The sequence below is a fragment of the Salinarimonas sp. genome (assembly GCF_040111675.1).
Lineage (GTDB): Bacteria > Pseudomonadota > Alphaproteobacteria > Rhizobiales > Beijerinckiaceae > Salinarimonas.
Map to the genome: position 1 here is coordinate 3806742 of NZ_CP157794.1, position 16963 is coordinate 3823704.

Annotated in this window: 19 protein-coding genes and 1 tRNA gene; 12 read left to right on the top strand and 8 right to left on the bottom strand. The window is 71.3% G+C overall.

Annotation, left to right across the window (positions count from 1 at the left end):
• Positions 1–9: 9 nt before the first annotated feature.
• Positions 10–618, bottom strand: a complete 609-nt coding sequence (pdxH, locus tag ABL310_RS17660; RefSeq protein WP_349368313.1) for a pyridoxamine 5'-phosphate oxidase — start codon at positions 616–618, stop codon at positions 10–12.
• Between the two features lie 39 nt (positions 619–657).
• On the opposite strand from pdxH, the gene ABL310_RS17665 reads away from it, so the two are divergent.
• The 4 genes from ABL310_RS17665 (at position 658) to ABL310_RS17680 (ending at position 3908) form a co-directional block, all read left to right on the top strand.
• Positions 658–1224: an RT0821/Lpp0805 family surface protein gene (locus ABL310_RS17665; RefSeq protein WP_349368314.1), complete on the top strand. Its 567-nt coding sequence runs from the start codon at positions 658–660 to the stop codon at positions 1222–1224.
• A gap of 111 nt (positions 1225–1335) precedes the next feature.
• On the top strand, positions 1336–2334 hold the full coding sequence (locus ABL310_RS17670) for a DnaJ C-terminal domain-containing protein (protein WP_349368315.1): 999 nt from the start codon (positions 1336–1338) through the stop codon (positions 2332–2334).
• Positions 2335–2476: 142 nt separating this feature from the next.
• Positions 2477–3301 carry an enoyl-ACP reductase FabI gene (gene fabI / locus ABL310_RS17675; RefSeq protein ID WP_349368316.1) on the top strand — a complete coding sequence of 275 codons (825 nt, stop codon included), beginning with the start codon at positions 2477–2479 and terminating at the stop codon, positions 3299–3301.
• A 19-nt stretch (positions 3302–3320) separates the two neighbouring features.
• Positions 3321–3908, top strand: a complete 588-nt coding sequence (locus ABL310_RS17680) for a histidine phosphatase family protein (protein ID WP_349368317.1) — start codon at positions 3321–3323, stop codon at positions 3906–3908.
• 26 nt (positions 3909–3934) lie between these two features.
• Here the strand turns inward: ABL310_RS17680 and ABL310_RS17685 are convergent, their stop codons facing one another.
• Together ABL310_RS17685 and ABL310_RS17690 are read right to left on the bottom strand one after the other, a co-directional pair.
• Positions 3935–5365: a M48 family metalloprotease gene (locus ABL310_RS17685; RefSeq protein WP_349368318.1), complete on the bottom strand. Its 1431-nt coding sequence runs from the start codon at positions 5363–5365 to the stop codon at positions 3935–3937.
• Complete coding sequence (locus ABL310_RS17690; RefSeq protein ID WP_349368319.1) at positions 5362–6171, bottom strand: DNA-binding protein; 810 nt, start codon at positions 6169–6171, stop codon at positions 5362–5364. The genes ABL310_RS17685 and ABL310_RS17690 overlap by 4 nt, the downstream gene beginning before the upstream one ends.
• Before the next feature lie 194 nt (positions 6172–6365).
• Between ABL310_RS17690 and ABL310_RS17695 the strand changes: the two genes are divergently transcribed.
• From ABL310_RS17695 to ABL310_RS17705, 3 genes are all read left to right on the top strand, one after another.
• Complete coding sequence (locus tag ABL310_RS17695) at positions 6366–6653, top strand: hypothetical protein (protein WP_349368320.1); 288 nt, start codon at positions 6366–6368, stop codon at positions 6651–6653.
• Between the two features lie 107 nt (positions 6654–6760).
• Complete coding sequence (locus ABL310_RS17700; protein ID WP_349368321.1) at positions 6761–7381, top strand: hypothetical protein; 621 nt, start codon at positions 6761–6763, stop codon at positions 7379–7381.
• 67 nt (positions 7382–7448) lie between these two features.
• Entirely contained in the window at positions 7449–8822 is a 1374-nt protein-coding gene (locus ABL310_RS17705) for a cytochrome P450 (RefSeq protein ID WP_349368322.1), read from the top strand.
• A gap of 7 nt (positions 8823–8829) precedes the next feature.
• Here the strand turns inward: ABL310_RS17705 and ABL310_RS17710 are convergent, their stop codons facing one another.
• Positions 8830–9225 (bottom strand): DUF305 domain-containing protein, encoded by a 396-nt coding sequence (locus ABL310_RS17710; protein WP_349368323.1) that lies wholly within the window; start codon positions 9223–9225, stop codon positions 8830–8832.
• A 78-nt stretch (positions 9226–9303) separates the two neighbouring features.
• Positions 9304–9519 carry a heavy-metal-associated domain-containing protein gene (locus ABL310_RS17715; RefSeq protein ID WP_349368324.1) on the bottom strand — a complete coding sequence of 72 codons (216 nt, stop codon included), beginning with the start codon at positions 9517–9519 and terminating at the stop codon, positions 9304–9306.
• Positions 9520–9640: 121 nt separating this feature from the next.
• Here ABL310_RS17715 and ABL310_RS17720 point away from each other — a divergent pair.
• From ABL310_RS17720 to ABL310_RS17740, 5 genes are all read left to right on the top strand, one after another.
• Positions 9641–9717, top strand: a tRNA-Arg gene (locus ABL310_RS17720).
• Positions 9718–10141: 424 nt separating this feature from the next.
• The gene (gene dctP / locus ABL310_RS17725; RefSeq protein ID WP_349368325.1) at positions 10142–11149 is read left to right on the top strand and encodes a TRAP transporter substrate-binding protein DctP; all 1008 of its coding nucleotides are present in this window, start codon (positions 10142–10144) and stop codon (positions 11147–11149) included.
• 66 nt (positions 11150–11215) lie between these two features.
• Positions 11216–11710 carry a TRAP transporter small permease gene (locus ABL310_RS17730; RefSeq protein ID WP_349368326.1) on the top strand — a complete coding sequence of 165 codons (495 nt, stop codon included), beginning with the start codon at positions 11216–11218 and terminating at the stop codon, positions 11708–11710.
• A 13-nt stretch (positions 11711–11723) separates the two neighbouring features.
• Complete coding sequence (locus tag ABL310_RS17735; RefSeq protein ID WP_349368327.1) at positions 11724–13037, top strand: TRAP transporter large permease; 1314 nt, start codon at positions 11724–11726, stop codon at positions 13035–13037.
• A gap of 192 nt (positions 13038–13229) precedes the next feature.
• Positions 13230–14063 carry a hypothetical protein gene (locus ABL310_RS17740; RefSeq protein ID WP_349368328.1) on the top strand — a complete coding sequence of 278 codons (834 nt, stop codon included), beginning with the start codon at positions 13230–13232 and terminating at the stop codon, positions 14061–14063.
• An 8-nt stretch (positions 14064–14071) separates the two neighbouring features.
• Here ABL310_RS17740 and ABL310_RS17745 read toward each other — a convergent pair whose 3' ends face one another.
• The 3 genes from ABL310_RS17745 to ABL310_RS17755 are packed head-to-tail and all read right to left on the bottom strand — an operon-like array spanning position 14072 to position 16946.
• Positions 14072–14854 carry an aspartate/glutamate racemase family protein gene (locus ABL310_RS17745; RefSeq protein ID WP_349368329.1) on the bottom strand — a complete coding sequence of 261 codons (783 nt, stop codon included), beginning with the start codon at positions 14852–14854 and terminating at the stop codon, positions 14072–14074.
• A 26-nt stretch (positions 14855–14880) separates the two neighbouring features.
• Positions 14881–15858: a 3-hydroxybutyryl-CoA dehydrogenase gene (locus tag ABL310_RS17750; RefSeq protein WP_349368330.1), complete on the bottom strand. Its 978-nt coding sequence runs from the start codon at positions 15856–15858 to the stop codon at positions 14881–14883.
• Positions 15855–16946, bottom strand: a complete 1092-nt coding sequence (locus tag ABL310_RS17755; RefSeq protein ID WP_349368331.1) for an NAD/NADP octopine/nopaline dehydrogenase family protein — start codon at positions 16944–16946, stop codon at positions 15855–15857. Before ABL310_RS17755 ends, ABL310_RS17750 begins: the two co-directional genes overlap by 4 nt.
• Positions 16947–16963: the final 17 nt, after the last annotated feature.

Below are 16963 nucleotides of genomic sequence, written 5' to 3' on the forward strand. Positions count from 1 at the left end.
CGTTCTCGTTCACGGATAGAGCCGCGTGCGCTCCCAGCCCTCCCCCGCGCGGGCGAAGACCACGCGGTCGTGCAGGCGGAAGGGCCGGTCGGCCCAGAACTCGATCGTCTGCGGCAGGATGCGGAAGCCCGTCCAGTGGGGCGGACGCGGAATCTCGCCGACCGCGTATTTCGCGGCGTTGACGGCCACCGCCTTCTCCAGCGCGAACCGGCTCTCGAGCGGGCGCGACTGCTGGCTCGCCCAGGCGCCGATCCGGCTCTGGCGCGGGCGCGAGGCGTAGTAGGCGTCCGCCTCCTCGTCGCTCACGCGCTCCACCGCGCCGCGCACGCGCACCTGCCGGCGCAGGCTCTTCCAATGCAGGCAGAGCGCCGCCTGAGGATTGGCTTCGAGCTCGCGGCCCTTGTTCGATTCGGTGTTGGTGTAGAACACGAAGCCGCGCGGGTCGAAGCCCTTGAGCAGCACCATGCGCACGTTCGGCAGGCCCGATGCGTCCGCCGTCGCCAGCGCGATGGCGTTCGGGTCGTTCGGCTCGGAGGCCTTCGCCTCCTCGAACCAGGCTTCGAACAGCGCATAGGGCTCCTGCGCCTCGGTGAAGTCACCGCCCGTTAACGCGTCCACGATTCACTCTCCGCTCGTGGTGGTCGCGAGAGGACGAGGATGCCGCTCCCGCAAGGATGTGTCGCGTCGGGTTATAGGGCGAAACGGCCGCGCGGCGAAGGGGCGGCCGCCGCGCTGTGCGTCGCGGCCGCGCTCGCCGTCGCCGGCTGCGGGACGGCGAGCCCGCTCGATCTCCTCGCCGCGAGCGACCCGCTGACCACGGGCGCCCTCCCCGCTTCGGAGCATCTGGCGCTCGGGCTGCACGGGCCCGGCCTCGCCACGGCGCGCGCCGCCCGCGATGGGGCCCTCGCCGAGGCGCTCGACCCGCTCGGTCCCGGTGCGCCGATCGCCTGGCGCGATCCGGAGAGCGGCGCCGCGGGCGCGGTGGCGGCCATCGCCGGGCCGACGGTGCGGGACGATCTCGTCTGCCGCCGCTTCCGCGCCGAGACCCTGCCCGACGGCCGGCCTCCATCCCGCTTCGTGGGCGAAGCCTGCCGCCTCTCCGCGACCGCCTGGCGGATCGAGGCGGCCGAGCCCGCCTCGGAGACGACCGGCGCGGAGGCGGAGGGGGCGCCGGCGGCCGACGCGGGGCTTCCCGCCGATCTGATGCCGGACCTCTCCGGGTGATGCCGCAGCGCAGTTGCGCGGGCGCAACACTCCACCCATATCCAATGCGATCGGCGGCGCGCGCCTCCCCTGCGCCGCCGTCCACACGAACCGGCTGACCGAGAACGAGCGATGCGCGACCCCTACGACGTCCTGGGCGTCTCCCGCCAGGCGAGCGAGGCCGATATCAAGAAGGCCTTCCGCAAGCTCGCCAAGGAATACCACCCCGACCAGAACAAGGACCCGAAGGCCGGGGCCAAGTTCGCCGAGGTGAATTCCGCCTACGAGATCCTGGGCGATGCGGGCAAGCGCAAGCAGTTCGACCGCGGCGAGATCGACGCCGAGGGCAAGCCGCGCTTTCGCGGCTTCGAGGGCTTCGGCGGCGGCGGCGCCGGGCGCGGCGCGGGAGGGGGCGGCTTCGGCGGGTTCGAAGGCTTCGAGGGGTTCGCCCGCGGCGCGCGCGGGGCCGGCGGCGGCTCGGCCGACGACCTGTTCTCGCAGATCTTCGGCGAGGCCTTCCGGCAGGCCGAAGCCCGCGGCGCGGGCGGCGGGGCCGGGCCCGGCGGCTTCGGCGGCTTTTCCGGCGCGCGCGGCCCGGGAGGCGGCGCGGGCCGCCGCGCGAGCGCCAAGGGCGAGGACGTCTCGGCCACGATGACGGTGACGCTCGAGGAGATGGCGGCTGGCGCGACGAAGCGGGTGAGCCTGCCCACCGGCCGCGAGGTCGAGGTGATGGTGCCCAAGGGCGTCTCCGACGGCCAGACGATCCGCCTGCGCGGTCTCGGCCATCCGAGCGCGCTCGGCGAGCCGGGGGACGTGCTCCTCACGGTGGAGATCGCGCCCCACGAGCGCTTCGCGAAGGAGGGCGCGGACCTGCGCGTGCGCGTGCCCGTCGACCTCGCCGACGCCGTGCTCGGCGCGAGCGTGCGCGTGCCCACCCTCACGGGCGCCGTCGACATGAAGGTCCCCCCCATGTCCTCCGGCGGCCGCGCCTTCCGCCTGCGCGGCAAGGGCCTGCCGACGAAGACCGGCACCGGCGACCTCCTCGCCGTCCTCGAGATCCGCCTGCCGGAGGAGGCGGACGAGGGGCTTCTGGACTATGCGCGGCGGGTGCGGGGGGTGAAGACGGCCTGATCTCCCGATTCCGCCGGGGAAAACCCACCCTACCCCCGCAACGCCCGCGCGTGATCGCGCATTCGCGCTTTCCTGTGGCGTCCGGGTCGGCTAAAGAGGCGGCGCACAACGGCCAACTCGGGTTCGACAGGTCAGGTGGTTCATGGCGGACGAGACCAGTTCCGGCATCCTCGCCGGTAAGCGCGGATTGATCATGGGCGTGGCGAACAATCGCTCCATCGCCTGGGGAATCGCCAAGGCCGCGCGCCAGCAGGGGGCCTCGCTCGCCTTCACCTACCAGGGCGACGCCTTGAAGAAGCGGGTCGAGCCGCTCGCCAAGGAGCTCGACGCGGCCCTCGTCGGGCATTGCGACGTCACCGATCCCGCCACCATCGACGCGGTCTTCGCCGAGACGGAAAAGGTCTTCGGGACCATCGACTTCGTCGTTCACGCCATCGCCTTTTCCGACAAGGACGAGCTCATCGGCCGCTACGTCGACACGTCGGAGGAGAACTTCACGCGCTCGCTCGCGATCTCCTGCTACTCGTTCACGGCGGTCGCGCAGCGCGCCGAGAAGCTGATGCCGAACGGCGGCGCGCTGCTGACGCTAACCTATTACGGCGCCGAGAAGTGGATGCCGCACTACAACGTCATGGGCGTGGCGAAGGCCGCGCTGGAGGCGTCGGTGCGCTACATGGCGGCCGATCTCGGACCCAACGCCATCCGCGTCAACGCCCTCTCGGCCGGCCCGATCAAGACGCTCGCGGGCTCCGCGATCGGCGACTTCCGCTACATACTGAAGTGGAACGCTTACAACTCACCGCTGCGCCGGAACACGACGATCGAGGAAGTGGGCGAGACCGCCGCTTTCCTGCTGTCCGACATGGCGCGCGGCATCACCGGCGAGACGGTCCACGTCGATTCGGGCTACCACGTCGTCGGCATGAAGAACCCGGACGCGCCGGACATCTCGCTCGATCGGGACTGAGACAGCCGAGAGGCCAGCCGTGGCGGGACCCGTCCTCTACTTCGTCCGCCACGGCGAGACGGACTGGAACGCGCAAGGCCGCCTGCAGGGCGGGCGCGACACGCAGCTGAACGCGCTCGGCCGCGTCCAGGCCGAGGCCGCCGCGCGCACCCTGCGCGGGCTGGTGCGCGGCGACCCGGGCAAGCTCGACTTCGTCGCCTCCCCCATGCGCCGCACCCGCGACACGATGGAGATCCTGCGCGGGACGCTCGGCCTCGACCGCGCCGCCTACCGCCTCGACCCGCGCCTCGTGGAGATCTCGTTCGGAGACTGGGAGAGCTTCACCTGGCCCGAGATCCGCGCCCGCGACCCGGAGGGCGCCGCCGCGCGCGAGGCGGACAAGTGGGGCTACGTGCCGCCGGGCGGCGAGAGCTACGCGATGCTGGCCGAACGCCTCGCGCCGGTCGCCGCCGAGGTCGCCCGCGACACGGTGATGGTGGCCCATGGCGGCGTCGCGCGCGCGCTCCTCACCCTGCTCGCGGACGCGCCGCGGGCCCGCGCGCCCCACCTCGACATCTGGCAGGGTCGCGTGCTCGTGGTCCAGGACGGGCATTGGCGCTGGGTGTGAGAGGCGGCGGGCGGCGCCCTGCCCTCCTACCCGGCGATCACCTTGTAGCGCTCCCCCGGCACGATCCGCGTGTGCTCGAACAGACCGTTGAGCGTGCGGAAGGTCTCCACCGGCTTGTCCGTCTGCATGCGCGCGGCGAGCGTCTCCAGCGTGTCGCCGGGGGCGGCCGTGACGATACGCACGCGCAGGCGCGAGAGAGCCGCGATCTCGGCCTCCGTGATGCGGCGGATGCTGGAGAGGGTGCGCTGGAAGGCCGCCTCGGCGCCCGGGTCGTTGGCGCGAAACGCGAAGATCAGGCGGTAGACGTCCGCGCCCGCGCGCACGGCGGCGACGCGGAAGCGCCAGGCGTCGCCCTGCGAGGTCGCGACCGCCGCGGGCAGGCCGTTGACGACGGTCTCCTCCACGTCCCCGGTCTCGACGGCGTCGGTCCAGGTGGCGCGCAAGACGTCGGGAAGGCTCTGGCCGTCCTCGACCTCGACGGCGTCGAACATCAGCCGGCGCTCGCCGTCGGGCGAGGAGCCGAGGACGGCGCGGGTGGAATTGTCCAGCGTGAAGCCGTCCGGCGCGGAGAAGCCGATGGCGAGGCGGGCGTTGAGGTAGCGCGCGCCGCGCACCAGCCCGTCGCGCGGGTCGTCGCCGTAGGCCACGCCCTCGATCGCCGCGAGGTAGGCGGCGCGATCGCCGGCGCCGAGCCCCGGCGCGCCGATGCGGCGGGCGGCGGCGCGGGCCTCGGCGATGCGCTCGGGCGTCGAGGGGTGGGTCGCGAGCCGCGCGGAGGTCGGATCGCCCGACTCGGAGAGGCCGGACTGGAGCGCCACGTAGCGGTCGAGCGCGGTGAGGAAGCGCGCGGCGCCGAACGGGTCGAACCCGGCGCCGGCGAGGGTGCGCACGCTCACCGCGTCCGCCTCGAGCTCCTGCGTGCGGGAGAAGCGCGCGAAGTCGTAGCGCGACGTCTCGCGGATATCGGCGCTGGCGCGCTGGTCGCGCAGCACGTCGGAGACGACGCGGCTGACGAGGGCGGAGCGCGCCTCCAGCTCGGCGCGGCCCGCGGCGTGGCGCAGGGTGACGTGGGCGATCTCGTGCGCCATCACGGCGGCGAGCTCGGACTTGTCGTTGGCGAGCGCGAGCAGACCGCGGGTGACGTAGAGCCGCCCCGAGGGCAGGGCGAAGGCGTTGACGGCGGGCGTATCGAGAATGGTGACGCGATAGCGCTCGTCCGGGCGCTCGGTGGCGGCGACGAGCGTCGTCGTCATCTCCTCGATGAGCCGTCGCGCCTGCGGCGCCTCGTACTCGCCGCCGAAGCTCGCCACGAGCTGCTCGTGCTCGCTGTCGACGCCGGTCACCGCCGGCGCCTGCGGCGGGACGGGCGGCGATCCGAACAGGATCGAGCAGCCGCCGAGCAGGGAGGCCGCGAGGGCTGCGGCGGCGAGCCGCTTCAGGGTCGACGGGGTGGTCATGGAAGGGAACGCCGCGGCTCCGCGCTGTTGCTCGACAGGATCTCGATCATCTCCACGGCCGTGATCGTCAACGCCGGCCCGCGCCAGACCTCGATTATACCGCGCACGCGCATTCGTCGACCCTCCAGCGCGCCGGCGTCGAGGCCGGACGCGACGAGCCGCGTCCAGACGTCGTCCGGGACCACCGCCGTGAACCCGTTCGACCACGACCGGCTGAAGTCGAGATAGGTGCGCCTCTCGCGTTCGCCCACCCGCGCGACCACGCCTTCCACCAGCGTGAAGCGCCCGGCGCGCGCCGTCAGCGCCGCGACGTCGCCCGCGGAGACCGGCCGCTCGGCCGAATCGGCCCAGAGCCCGCGGCCGGCGCGCCGGGCGCCCTCCTCGAGATCGAGCAGCCCCGGGCGGCAGAGCCCGTCGGCCGCGCCCGCATCGACGAGCGCGAGGCCGCGCGTCACGAGATCCGCCGCGAGGTCGCGGGTCGGCGCCGCGCCCTCGTCCGCGGGGAGCGCGATCGCGGCGGCGCGACGGCCCCAGCGGTCGGGCTCGGCGTCGAGGAGCGCGACGGCGATCCGCGCGCCGACGAGACCGTCCATCTCGGCGCGGGCGTCGGCGCCCACGGGTCCTGCGTCCGCGAGCCGCACCCCGGCGAGGCGCGCCAGAACGCCGCTCTCGAGCAGGACCTCGCCGCGCGCCGGAATCGCCGCGATCCGATCCGCGATCGCCGGCGCGGCGCAGTCGAGCGCCCCCGCAGGGGCGGAAAACGCGCTCATGAGCGCGAAAGCGGCGAGGGCGCGGCGCAGCGGCATCGACGGCGTCTCCAGACCGGAAGGCGGTGCACCATCATAAACGCAATCTGCGCCCGGCGCACACGCCCCGCCGCACCGAAACCGTCGCCCCGCTCGTGGTGTTGACGGGCGACCTCGCGGCCGACGGCGCGCGACGCAACGAACGGACCCCGCGAATCCGGGGCACGGGGGCTCGAGAGAGGCTCGCGTTCGCAATGACCCGCACGAAGACGATACTCGCCGCCATGGCCCTTTCCGCCGGCGCCGCGCTGGGCGCCGGCACGGCGACCGCGCATTCCTGGTACGACGCCTGGTGCTGCAACGATCGGGACTGCAATCCCTATCCGAGCGCCAAGGTCAGCGTCACCGACGTCGGCTACCGGCTCGACGACGGCACCGTCGTTCCGTTCGACGAGGCCCGCACCAGCCAGGACGGGAACTATTATCGCTGCGTCCTCAACGGCCGGCAGCGCTGCTTCTACGCGCCGCCGATGGGGTTTTGAAGACCGTCGGCCCGGGCCGCGAAGCGGACCCGGGACGACGCCCGAAAGTCGGCTTGCATCCCCGGCGCGGCCGCGCTCTCCTCCGGACGGACCGGAGGAGAGCGGGAATGCCGCGGCAGAACCGGGTGACGCCGTTCGGCGAGATCGTCGCCGCGCCGGAGCGCGGGGCGCTGATGGGCAATCGTGGCCGCCTGCACGACGCGCACGGCCGGATCGGGCGCGCGCGCTGGCGCGGCAAGGCCTGGATCGCGTGCCTGACGGCGTTTCGCGGACGCCGCCGGACGCTGATGGCGCCGGGATCCTACACCGAGCTGTTCTTTCTCGACGAGGCCACCGCCTTCGCGGCCGGGCACCGCCCCTGCGCGGAATGCCGCCGCGAGGCGTTTTCCCGCTTCGCCGCCGCCTGGCGCGCGGGCCACGGCCTCGCGCCCGACGCGCCCCTGCGCGCGCCCGATATCGACGCTGCGCTCCACGCCGCGCGGATCGATCCCGCGACGGGAGCGCAGCGGCGCACGCCCGCGCGGCTCGGCGACCTTCCCGACGGGGCGATGGTGGCGCGGGACGGCGCGGCCCTGCTGTGGTGGGCGGGCCGGCTCCTGCCCTGGTCGCACGCGGGCTACGGCGCCGCGCGACCCGCCGACCCCGGCGAGACCGTGCACGCGCTCACGCCCGCGCCGTTCCTCGCCGCGTTCGCGGGCGGCTATCGGCCGGACGTCGCGCATCGCTGACGTTGCGTGACGCGCGAGGGTGGTCCATCTATTTTGACCCTGGGTTTCGCTTATGGGGGTCGAATCGATGCGTCAGGACGCCGTCACAGCCGCCGATCGGGCGCTCGCGCCGCCGAGCCCGCGCGGCTATCCGCTCGTCGGCCACCTGCCGTTCATGGCCAAGGACGCGCCGGGCTTCTTCACGACGTGCGCGCGCGAGCACGGCGGGGTCGTCTCGCTCGCGCTCGGCGGCTGGCCGACGGTGCTGGTGAGCGATCCGGCGGCGATCGAGCCGATCCTGGTGCGCAGCCACGCCTCCTACATCAAGCACAACTTCTTCTGGCGGCACGTCCGCGCCATCTTCGGCGAGGGCCTGCTCACCAGCAACGGCGCGCTCTGGCAGCGCCAGCGCCGGCTCGCCGCGCCCGCCTTCGCGGGCCGCAAGCTCGACGGCTACGGCGCCGTGATGGTGCGCATGACGGAGGAGATGCTCGATCGCTGGACGCCGGGCGAGGCGCGGGACGTCCATGTCGACATGATGGGCGTGACCCTCCGGATCGCCGCCAAGACGCTCTTCGATTCGGAGCTCGAGGAGGAGGTCGAGCGCATCGACCACGCCGTCACGCTCCTGATGAACGAGATCGCCGCCCGCTACGCCCGCCCGGTGCTGATCCCGGACGCCGTCCCGCTGCCCGGCCACATCCGCTATCGCAAGGGCCTGAAGGTGGTGGAGGAGGTGATCGACCGGATCGTCGCGGAGCGGCGCGCGCGACCGGCCGATTCGGGCGACCTGCTCGCGCTCTACATGCAGGCCCGCGACGAGGAGGGGCGCGGCATGTCGGACCGGCAGCTGCGCGACGAGATGGTGACGCTGCTCCTCGCCGGCCACGAGACGACGGCGCTCGTGCTGTCCTGGGCCTGGTACGAGCTCGCCCGCCACCCGCAGGCGCAGGAGCGGCTCGCGGCCGAGATCGAGGCGGTGCTCGGCGATCGCCCTGCCGGCGTCGAGGACCTGCGCCGCCTGCCCTTCGCGGAATGCGTGGTGAAGGAGTCGATGCGGCTCTACCCGCCGGGCTGGGCCATCGGCCGCGAGACGACCGAGGAGGTGGAGATCGGCGGCTACACGATCGCGAAGGGCACGACGGTGATCATGGCGCCCTGGGTGCTCCACCGCGACCCGCGCTTCTTCGACGAGCCGGAGGCGTTCCGGCCGGAGCGCTGGGAGGACGGGCTCGAGGAGCGGCTGCCGCGCTTCGCCTACATGCCCTTCGGCGGAGGCCCGCGCGTGTGCATCGGCAACCGCTTCTCGATGATGGAGGCGATCCTGCTCCTCGTCACCATGGCCCGGCGCTATCGGTTCGCGCCGACGCCGGGCCGCGACACGACGCCGTTCCCCTCGATCACGCTGCGCCCGAAGGACGGGGTGTGGGTCGAGGTGGAACGGCGCGCCGCCGCCGCGTGACGGCGGCTCAGTGACCGCGAGCCTTCAGCCAGGCTTCCATCTCCGCGATCTCGCGCTCCTGCTCGCGGATCACCGCCTCGGCGAGGGCGCGGATCTCCGGATCGGCGCCGTGCTCGAGGACCACGCGGGCCATGTCGATGGCGCCGCGGTGATGCGGGATCATGCCGCGCACGAAGTCGACGTCGGCGTCGCCGGTGAGCGGGACGTTCATGTCGCGGTGCATGCGCTCGTTGGCCGCGCGGAAGAGGGCGTTCGCCGGCCCGTCGAGGGCGACCGCCGCGGGCGCGGCATGGGTCGCGTGGGCGCCGTGGCCGGCATGACCGCCGTGGGCTGCGTCCTGGGTGGCCGCCGCGCCGCTCGCCGCGAAGGCGAGGGCCGCCGCGGCGATGACAAGGGACTTCATCGTCGTCGTTGCTCCTGAAGGGAAAGAGCCGGGATCCGGCGCTGCGATCGCGGCTTTACGAAGGCGATGCGGCGCGCCTCACGCCGTCGCGTCGGCTGCGACGGGCGTCGCCGGGTACCCGCCGCGGGCGAGCGCGGCGCGCAGGTCCGCGTCGGACGCCTGGGAGCCGATGGAGACCCGCTTTGCGGCGACGTCGGCGGAGACCTCCGCGGCCGGGTCGAGCTTCGTGACGATGCGGGCGATGGCCTTGGCGCAGCCGCCGCAGCTCATGTCGGGAACGCTGTAGGTCCGCACGGAAACCTCCTCGTGATGCGCGTGTCCCCACGTCCATGGAGCTTCCCACCGTGGGAAGGTCAAGCGGCCTCTTCGCCCGGGTGGAATCGCGCCGCGCCGCGTGGTAGACATGCCCGGCGACGGTCCCGTAGCTCAGCAGGACAGAGCAGCGGTTTCCTAAACCGTTGGTCGGAGGTTCGAGTCCTCCCGGGATCGCCAGCTCCCAGATCGTCAAGTCCCTGCGCCCATCGAAGGCCTACCGGAGCGAGCCGAGATCGCGGCTCCGGCGATGCGTGCCTCGATCGTCGGGCCCGTTCGCGGCGGGAGGACGACCCGCGCCGCACCTCAGCCGTCGCGACGGGGCCTGTCGTCGACCGGCGAGCGGGGCGCGGCACGCGGCGATGGCATCGCGTCGCGTGCCGAAATCGGACCCGCGCCTCGCGAGCGCGACGCCAGCCCGGGTGGGCGTCGGATCACGAGATTCGACTTGATTATTTTAGAGTTCAAACATTTCATGGTCCCCACGGGACGCGCTCGCGCCCCCGAGCGCCGTGGACGGACGCCCGCCAGAAGGCTCCGCCACGGCCGGCGCGCGTCGCGTCTCCCCGCGCCTCGCGCGGTAACGACAACGAAGGGGAACGGCATGAACTTCCACATCGACACGTCCCGGCGGGCCCTCCTCGGGGCCATTGCGGGCGGCCTCGCGCTGACGGTCGGCAGCGTCGCGGCCAAGGCCGAGGAGGTGATCACGGCGGCGACCGCCTTTCCGCGGCAGCTCGCCTTCACCCAGAGCTTCCTCGGCTTCGTCGAGCTCGTGAACGAGCGCGGCGCCGGCGTCGTGCGCATCGATTATCGCGGCGGCCCGGAGGCGATCCCGCAGAACCAGCAGATGGACGCCACCGCGCGGGGCGTGATCGACATGCATTACGGGCCGGCGAGCTTCCACCTCGGCCGGATGCCGGAGGCGGACGCCTTCGTCGGCTCCACCGTGACGGCGATGGAGGCCCGCGAGAACGGCGGCTTCGACATCATGAAGGAGGCCTTCGCCGAGAAGCTCGGCGTCGAGCTCCTCGCCCATATCGACAGCGGCGTGCAGTTCTACGTCTACACGATCGAGGAGCCGACGCTCACGCCCGACGGCGATCTCGACCTCTCCGGGCGCACCCTGCGCTCGCAGCCGATCTACAACGCCTTCTTCGAATCGCTCGGCGCCGTGCCCGTCTCCGTGCCGGTGCCGGACGTCTATACCGGTCTCGAGCGCAACACGTTCGACGGCGCGGGCTGGCCGATCATCGGCATCCAGGATCTGTCCTGGGACCGCTTCCTGAAGTATCGCGTCGATCCGGGCTTCTACAACACCGACCTCGTCGTGGTGATGAACCCCGACAGCTGGGCCGAGCTCGGCGACGAGGCCAAGGAGATCGTCCGTCAGGCGGCGATCGACTACGAGCAGATCTCCTACGACGCCTTCCAGAAGCAGATCGCCGAGACCAATGCGAGCGTCCAGGAGGCCGGCCAGACGGTGATCGCGCTCGAGGGCGAGGCCGCCGATCGCTATCTGGACGCGGCCTACGATTCCGCCTGGGAGCGCATGCGCGCCGCGGGCACGGAGCGCTACGACGTCCTGCGCGAGAAGTACTACACGCGCTGAGACGGATCGCGCGCGCCCGCCACGGCGGCGGGCGCGCGCCCCCCTCCCCCGCCCGCAGGACCTCCGATGCGCTCCCTCGCCCGCCTCTACGACGGCCTGATCCGCGCGCTCGCCATCCTGGCCGGCGCGTCGATCGGCTTCATGACCGTGTCGGTCGCCGCCGACGTCATCCTTCGAAACGCCGGCCTGCGGCCGTTCCAATGGACGAGCGCGGTGGTGGAATACCTGCTGCTGTTCTGCACCATGGCCGGCGGGCCCTGGCTCGTGCGCACCGGCGGCCACGTCGCCATCAATTCCTTCGCCGACGCGCTGCCGGACGCGGCGCGCGTCCCGCTCGGCCGGGCGGTGCTCGCGGTCTGCGCCGCGGTGCTGGCGCTGCTCGCCTGGCGCGCCGGGCTCATCGCCCTCGACCGGGTCGGGGCCGTGGACATGCGCTCCGTCAACATCCCGGGCTGGATCGCCTACGCCATGCTGTCGGGCGGCTTCGCCTTGATGGCGATCGAGTTCGTCCGGCTGCTCGCGGTCGGCGCCTTCCGCGCCGGCGGGCGCGAGGCGCATTGAGGGGACGCGCGCCATGACCTGGTACGAAGCCGGCATGCTGATGCTCGGCGGCATCCTCGCCCTGATGATGACCGGCATGCCGGTGGCCATCGCCTTCTTCACCGTCAACATCGTCGGCGCCCTGGTCTTCATGGGCGGGATCGTCGGCATCGACCAGTTCATCGCCAACGCCACCGACGCGGTGACGAGCTTCACGCTGGTGCCGCTGCCGCTCTTCCTCCTGATGGGGGAGCTGTTCTTCCACACCGGCCTCGCGATGCGGGTCTTCGACGCCCTCGACAAGTGCATGGGCGGCATCCGCGCGCGCCTGTCCTACCTGACGGTGGGCGGCGGCACCCTGTTCGCGGCCCTCTCCGGCTCGTCCATGGCGAACACCGCCATGCTCGGCTCGCTGATGGTGCCGGAGATGACGAAGCGGGGCTACAAGCCCCACATGATCACGGGCCCGATCATCTCGACGGGGGGGCTCGCGATGATCATCCCGCCCTCGACGCTCGCGGTGCTGCTCGGCTCGCTCGCGCGCATCGACGTCGGCGCGCTGCTGATCGCCGGGCTCTTGCCGGGGCTGCTGCTCGCGCTGATGTACGTCGCGCTGATCCGCCTGCAGGTCGCCATCGACCCGAAGGCCGCGCCCGGCTACGACGCCGAGCCGGCGGGCCTCGCGACGATCCTGCGGGCGCTCGCGGTCGACGTCCTGCCCATGGGCTTCGTGATCTTCTGCGTGATCGGGCTGATCCTGCTCGGCTGGGCGACGCCCACCGAGAGCGCCGCCTTCGGGGCGCTGTCCGTGCTGATCCTCGCCGCCGCCTATCGCCGGCTGAGCTGGGAGGCGCTGGTCAAGTCCCTGCGCGGCTCGCTCGCGGTGACGGTGATGATGCTGATGATCATCGTCGGCTCGACCACCTTCTCGCAGATCCTCGCCTTCTCGGGCGCGTCCTCCGGCGTCATCTCCTGGGCGACCGGCTTCGAGCTGAACCCCTATCTCGTGCTGCTCGCGATGCTGCTTCTGCTCGTCGTGATGGGCATGTTCATGGACCAGCTCTCCATGATGATGCTGACCCTGCCGGTCTTCATGCCGCTGATCCAGATCATGGGCTTCGACCCGATCTGGTTCGGGGTCGTGATGCTGCTCGCGCTGGAATTGAGCCTCGCGACCCCGCCCTTCGGGCTCCTGCTCTTCATCATGGTGGGGGTGGGGCCCAAAGGCACCACGCTCGGCCAGGTCGCCCGCGCGGCCGCGCCCTACATCGCCTGCACGCTCCTCTTGATCCTGCTGCTCACGGCCTTCCCGCAGATCGCGCTGTGGCTGCCGGACGCGATGCGGTGAGCGATTGCGGATCAGGCGCGAGTCACTGTCGCTGGAAAGAAAAACGGGCGCGGCTCATCACCGCGCCCTGAAGAAAGCTGTTTAGACTCTTCCGGTGCCATGGCTGACCCCATGGGCTCGCAACACCAACGTGTCGCCACCGACCGAGTACGTGTAAGATAGCGACATGGCCCTCGAAGCGCAAGGGTGATCATGTCGATACTGAAGCGCCATATCTCGACACGCGAGCTGTACGGCGAATGCCTCACATTCATCCCCTCGGCTGCCCAGCTGGACCAGTTCGAGGCAGACATGAAGATTCTCAATCCCACCATGCTACGTGATTCGTTGAAAGAGGCCGCCGAGACGAGAAAGCTGCAGGGCGTACCGTCGCCGCAACAGAGGCGCCTCATCCATCGGATCTATGCACGCAAAATCAACGAAATGTCCTCGATGTATCCATTTGTTTTCACCGTCGAGAACAGCCTGAGATCAGCGCTTGCGGAGCATCTCGGCAGCCACTTCGATCGACTGGATTGGTGGGTCATCGTACGTGACTTCCAGCGAGCGGGCAAAGACCCGTCGTCTCTCGGTCACATTCGAGGCAAGACCGTCAACGCTAGGTTCCTCAAGAGCGTTTGGCGCGCCTTGGAGAACATCGTTGCTGCAGAGAAAATTCAGCTGATCGACGGTCCGGACAAAACGGACGAGTTCTTTTACTGCACGACGCTCGGCGATATCTGGGAAATGACCCGGGCCGACTGGAGCCTGACGCGAGGCATGTTCTCTTCGGATCAACAGCTTGGATACAAGCTGGACCAAACGATGTTCAACAATACGATGCGGCTGATCAAGGATGCCAGGAACGAGCTGTTCCATAGCAATCCGATCAAGAACCGCGCCCGCGTCATCGAAGCCTGCGAGCGCATTCTCGATGCCTTGGACGTTCACCTGGGCGACCTGGCGGCCGACCTCGCGGCCGTCAGCTACGTACCGATCGCTCCGTCCGTGGCGAGAACCGCGCGACATCTCATCCCCGCGAGATGAGCGCCCCCTCACAACCCCTTCGGATGCGTCATGTATTCCTCCACGATCTCCGCCGGCGGCTTGACGAACTCGCCGGCGCGGCTCGCCTCGAGGCCGGTGAGGCGGCGCAGCTTGACGGCGTTCTCCGCGGCCTTGACCACGATGGGGATGCCGTTGATCACCGGCGCGCCGTCGACCACGTGGCGGCGGATCCGGGAGAACAGCAGCATCGGGATGCCGCCGCCGGGGATCAGCACCTCGACGCCGTCGGCGACGAGCGGGCGCGCCTGCTCGGCGAAGAGATCGACCACGCGCTCGAAGCCTTCTCGCGAATCGTACGCCTTCAGGATCTCGCCGGGCTCGAACTGCATGGCGTGCACGCCGGTGACGCGCTTCTCGAGGCCGTACTTGCCGATCTGATGGTGAAACCAGGGAATGTAGCGGCGGTTGATGGTGACGACGCCGCTGCGCTGGCTCAGCGTGCAGGCGTGCAGCATGGAGGCCTCGCCCAGGGCCACGACCGGAATGTCCACCACCGAGCGCGCCTCGTAGAGGCCGGCGTCCTGGAAATGGCCGATGACGAAGGCGTCGTAGCCCTCCCGCTCGGCCCGCACGGCGTTGCAGATCACCTCGCGGGCGCAGCGATGCTCGACCAGCGCATGGGCGTAGCTGTCGTGCGGCGTGATGCCGTGCACCTCGACCGTCGTGCCGGGATCGACGATGGCGGCGAGGTGCGCGCGCAGCGCGTCCCAATAGCCGGCGCCGTTCTCGTAGTCGACGTAGCTCTGGTACCAGATGCGGATGGGCTGCATGGGCGTGGTCCCCTCGTCCTCTTTCGTCACACGACCGGCGGCTTGCCGAGGCCGAGCTGGCGGAGCATGGCGGCGAACTCGGCGAGGCGCTCGGCCTGGTAGGCCTTGACGTCCATGCCGGCGTAGTCGCGAAAGCCCTGGCCGGTCTTCATGCCGATCTTGCCCTCGCGCATGTTGCGCTCGACGATCTCGGGGGCCCTGTAGCGCTCGTCGCCGAGCGCCTGCGTCAGGTAGCGGCTCGCGTAGTAGAGGATGTCGCCGCCGCCCCAGTCGATGAACTCGATCAGCCCCAGCACCGCGAAGCGGAAGCCGAAGCCGTACTTGATGGCGCGGTCGAGATCCTCGGGGCTGGCGACGCCCTCCTCGACCATGCGCGCCGCCTCGTTCATGGCCAGCGCCTGGATGCGCGGGACGATGTAGCCCGGCCGTGGCGCGCACACGACCGGCACCTTGCCCACCCCCTCGAGCAGGGCCTTCAGGCGCTCGGTGACGGCGGGATCGGTCGCCTCGCCCGGCGAGAGCTCGACGAGCGGCACGAGATAGGCCGGGTTGAGCCAATGCGCGTTGAGGAAGCGCTCGGGCCGCTCGACCGCGCCGGAGATGTCGTCGACGAGGATGGTCGAGGTGGTCGACGCGATGATCGCGTCGGGCCGCGTCAGGGCGGAGGCGCGGGCCAGCGCCTCGCGCTTGAGGTCGACCACCTCCGGCACGCCCTCGAACACCACGTCCGCCGCGCCGAGCGCCTCCGCGGCCTCGCCCTCCGGGACGACGCGGACCCGCGAGGCGAGGGTCTCGACATGGGCGGCGTCCATCAGCCCGATGCGGGCGAGCATCTCGAAGATGCCGCTCACGTCGACCGTGGCCTCCGCGGCGAGGCGCGCGAAGTCGGCGCTCTCGCGGGGCTTCAGGTCGACGAGGGCGACCTCGTGGCCGGCATAGGCGAAGACGACGGCGATGCCGCGCCCCATCCGCCCCGCGCCGAGGCAGGCGATCCGCTCGCTCATCGCGGGCCCTCCTTCAGGATCGCGCGGATCTCGTCCAGCGAGGCGTCGCCGAGCCCGAGACTCCCGAGCGTGCGGCCGGTCTCGCGGAAATCCTCCCCGCAGATCGCCCCGCCGATCGCGAGAAAGGCGTCCGCGAGCGGCGTCGCGACGCCGACGAGGCGGGCGACGGAGGTCAGGAAGGACAGGCCCATCCGGGTGTCCTCCAGCATGTAGCGGTGCTGCGTGAGGACAAGGGTCTCGCGCCAGTCGCCGGAATCGGTCAGGCGATCGTGCGAGCCGCGCCCGTACATCCACTCCTCGCCGTCTTTCGCGTAGTGGTTCGCGAGCGGAAAGTGCGGCGCGCCGTAGCCCAGCGCCTCGCGCACCGCGACACGCTCGGCGTCGAGCGCGTCGGTGACGCGGCGGATCGCGGGCTGGGTGCCCTCCTTGTGGATGTCCCAGCGCTCGAAATGCTCGATCGGCCCGGCATTCATCACGATGAGCGGCGGGTGGATGATGGGGCCGGCGTTCATCAGCGCGCCGGAGAGGACGTCGCCGCAGGGCTCGATCGCGCCGGGAAACGCCTCGGCCAGGACGGCGAGGGCCTCGTCCGCCATGTCGAGGGGCATCACGCCCGTCGGCAGGCGCTTGGCGCGCACCGTGATCGCGACCTCGAACGGGCCGTGCTTGCGCGCGAGCCAGGGGAGCGTGCCGGTCTCGGCATAGGCGACGTCGGCGCGGTTGCCGGCCTTGCGGACGGCGGCGGCGAAGACGTAGGAGCCGAAGGTGCCCGGCGGCAAGAAGACGACCTGCCCGCTCTTCAGGTGAGGCGCGGCGAGCGCGGCGATGTCCGCCTGGGCGAAGGCCGGCGCGGGGCAGAGCACGAGGCTCGCATCCGCAAGCGCCTCCGCCATGTCGGTGGTGACGAGGGCGATCCGCGCCTCGTGACGGCCGCGGTGATCCTTCACCGCGATCACGCTCCCCGCCTCGCGATGGGCGGCCACCGCCGCCGCGTCTCGCCTCCAGAGCGCCACCTCGTGGCCCGCCAGCGTGAAATCCGCCGCCGCGGCGAAGCAGCCGTTGCCGCCGCCCAGGACTGCGATCTTCATGGGTCCGCTCCCCTCGT

What these genes read in the sequence shown, in the direction of transcription:
- ABL310_RS17665 (WP_349368314.1), top strand. Translation starts at nt 658, where the DNA reads ATGCCGCTCCCGCAAGGATGTGTCGCGTCGGGTTATAGGGCGAAACGG.
- fabI (WP_349368316.1), top strand. Translation starts at nt 2,477, where the DNA reads ATGGCGGACGAGACCAGTTCCGGCATCCTCGCCGGTAAGCGCGGATTG.
- ABL310_RS17705 (WP_349368322.1), top strand. Translation starts at nt 7,449, where the DNA reads ATGCGTCAGGACGCCGTCACAGCCGCCGATCGGGCGCTCGCGCCGCCG.
- ABL310_RS17685 (WP_349368318.1), bottom strand. Translation starts at nt 5,365, where the DNA reads ATGACCACCCCGTCGACCCTGAAGCGGCTCGCCGCCGCAGCCCTCGCG.
- ABL310_RS17735 (WP_349368327.1), top strand. Translation starts at nt 11,724, where the DNA reads ATGACCTGGTACGAAGCCGGCATGCTGATGCTCGGCGGCATCCTCGCC.
- ABL310_RS17755 (WP_349368331.1), bottom strand. Translation starts at nt 16,946, where the DNA reads ATGAAGATCGCAGTCCTGGGCGGCGGCAACGGCTGCTTCGCCGCGGCG.
- ABL310_RS17690 (WP_349368319.1), bottom strand. Translation starts at nt 6,171, where the DNA reads ATGCCGCTGCGCCGCGCCCTCGCCGCTTTCGCGCTCATGAGCGCGTTT.
- ABL310_RS17710 (WP_349368323.1), bottom strand. Translation starts at nt 9,225, where the DNA reads ATGAAGTCCCTTGTCATCGCCGCGGCGGCCCTCGCCTTCGCGGCGAGC.
- ABL310_RS17750 (WP_349368330.1), bottom strand. Translation starts at nt 15,858, where the DNA reads ATGAGCGAGCGGATCGCCTGCCTCGGCGCGGGGCGGATGGGGCGCGGC.
- ABL310_RS17695 (WP_349368320.1), top strand. Translation starts at nt 6,366, where the DNA reads ATGACCCGCACGAAGACGATACTCGCCGCCATGGCCCTTTCCGCCGGC.
- ABL310_RS17730 (WP_349368326.1), top strand. Translation starts at nt 11,216, where the DNA reads ATGCGCTCCCTCGCCCGCCTCTACGACGGCCTGATCCGCGCGCTCGCC.
- dctP (WP_349368325.1), top strand. Translation starts at nt 10,142, where the DNA reads ATGAACTTCCACATCGACACGTCCCGGCGGGCCCTCCTCGGGGCCATT.
- ABL310_RS17670 (WP_349368315.1), top strand. Translation starts at nt 1,336, where the DNA reads ATGCGCGACCCCTACGACGTCCTGGGCGTCTCCCGCCAGGCGAGCGAG.
- ABL310_RS17745 (WP_349368329.1), bottom strand. Translation starts at nt 14,854, where the DNA reads ATGCAGCCCATCCGCATCTGGTACCAGAGCTACGTCGACTACGAGAAC.
- ABL310_RS17740 (WP_349368328.1), top strand. Translation starts at nt 13,230, where the DNA reads ATGTCGATACTGAAGCGCCATATCTCGACACGCGAGCTGTACGGCGAA.
- ABL310_RS17700 (WP_349368321.1), top strand. Translation starts at nt 6,761, where the DNA reads ATGCCGCGGCAGAACCGGGTGACGCCGTTCGGCGAGATCGTCGCCGCG.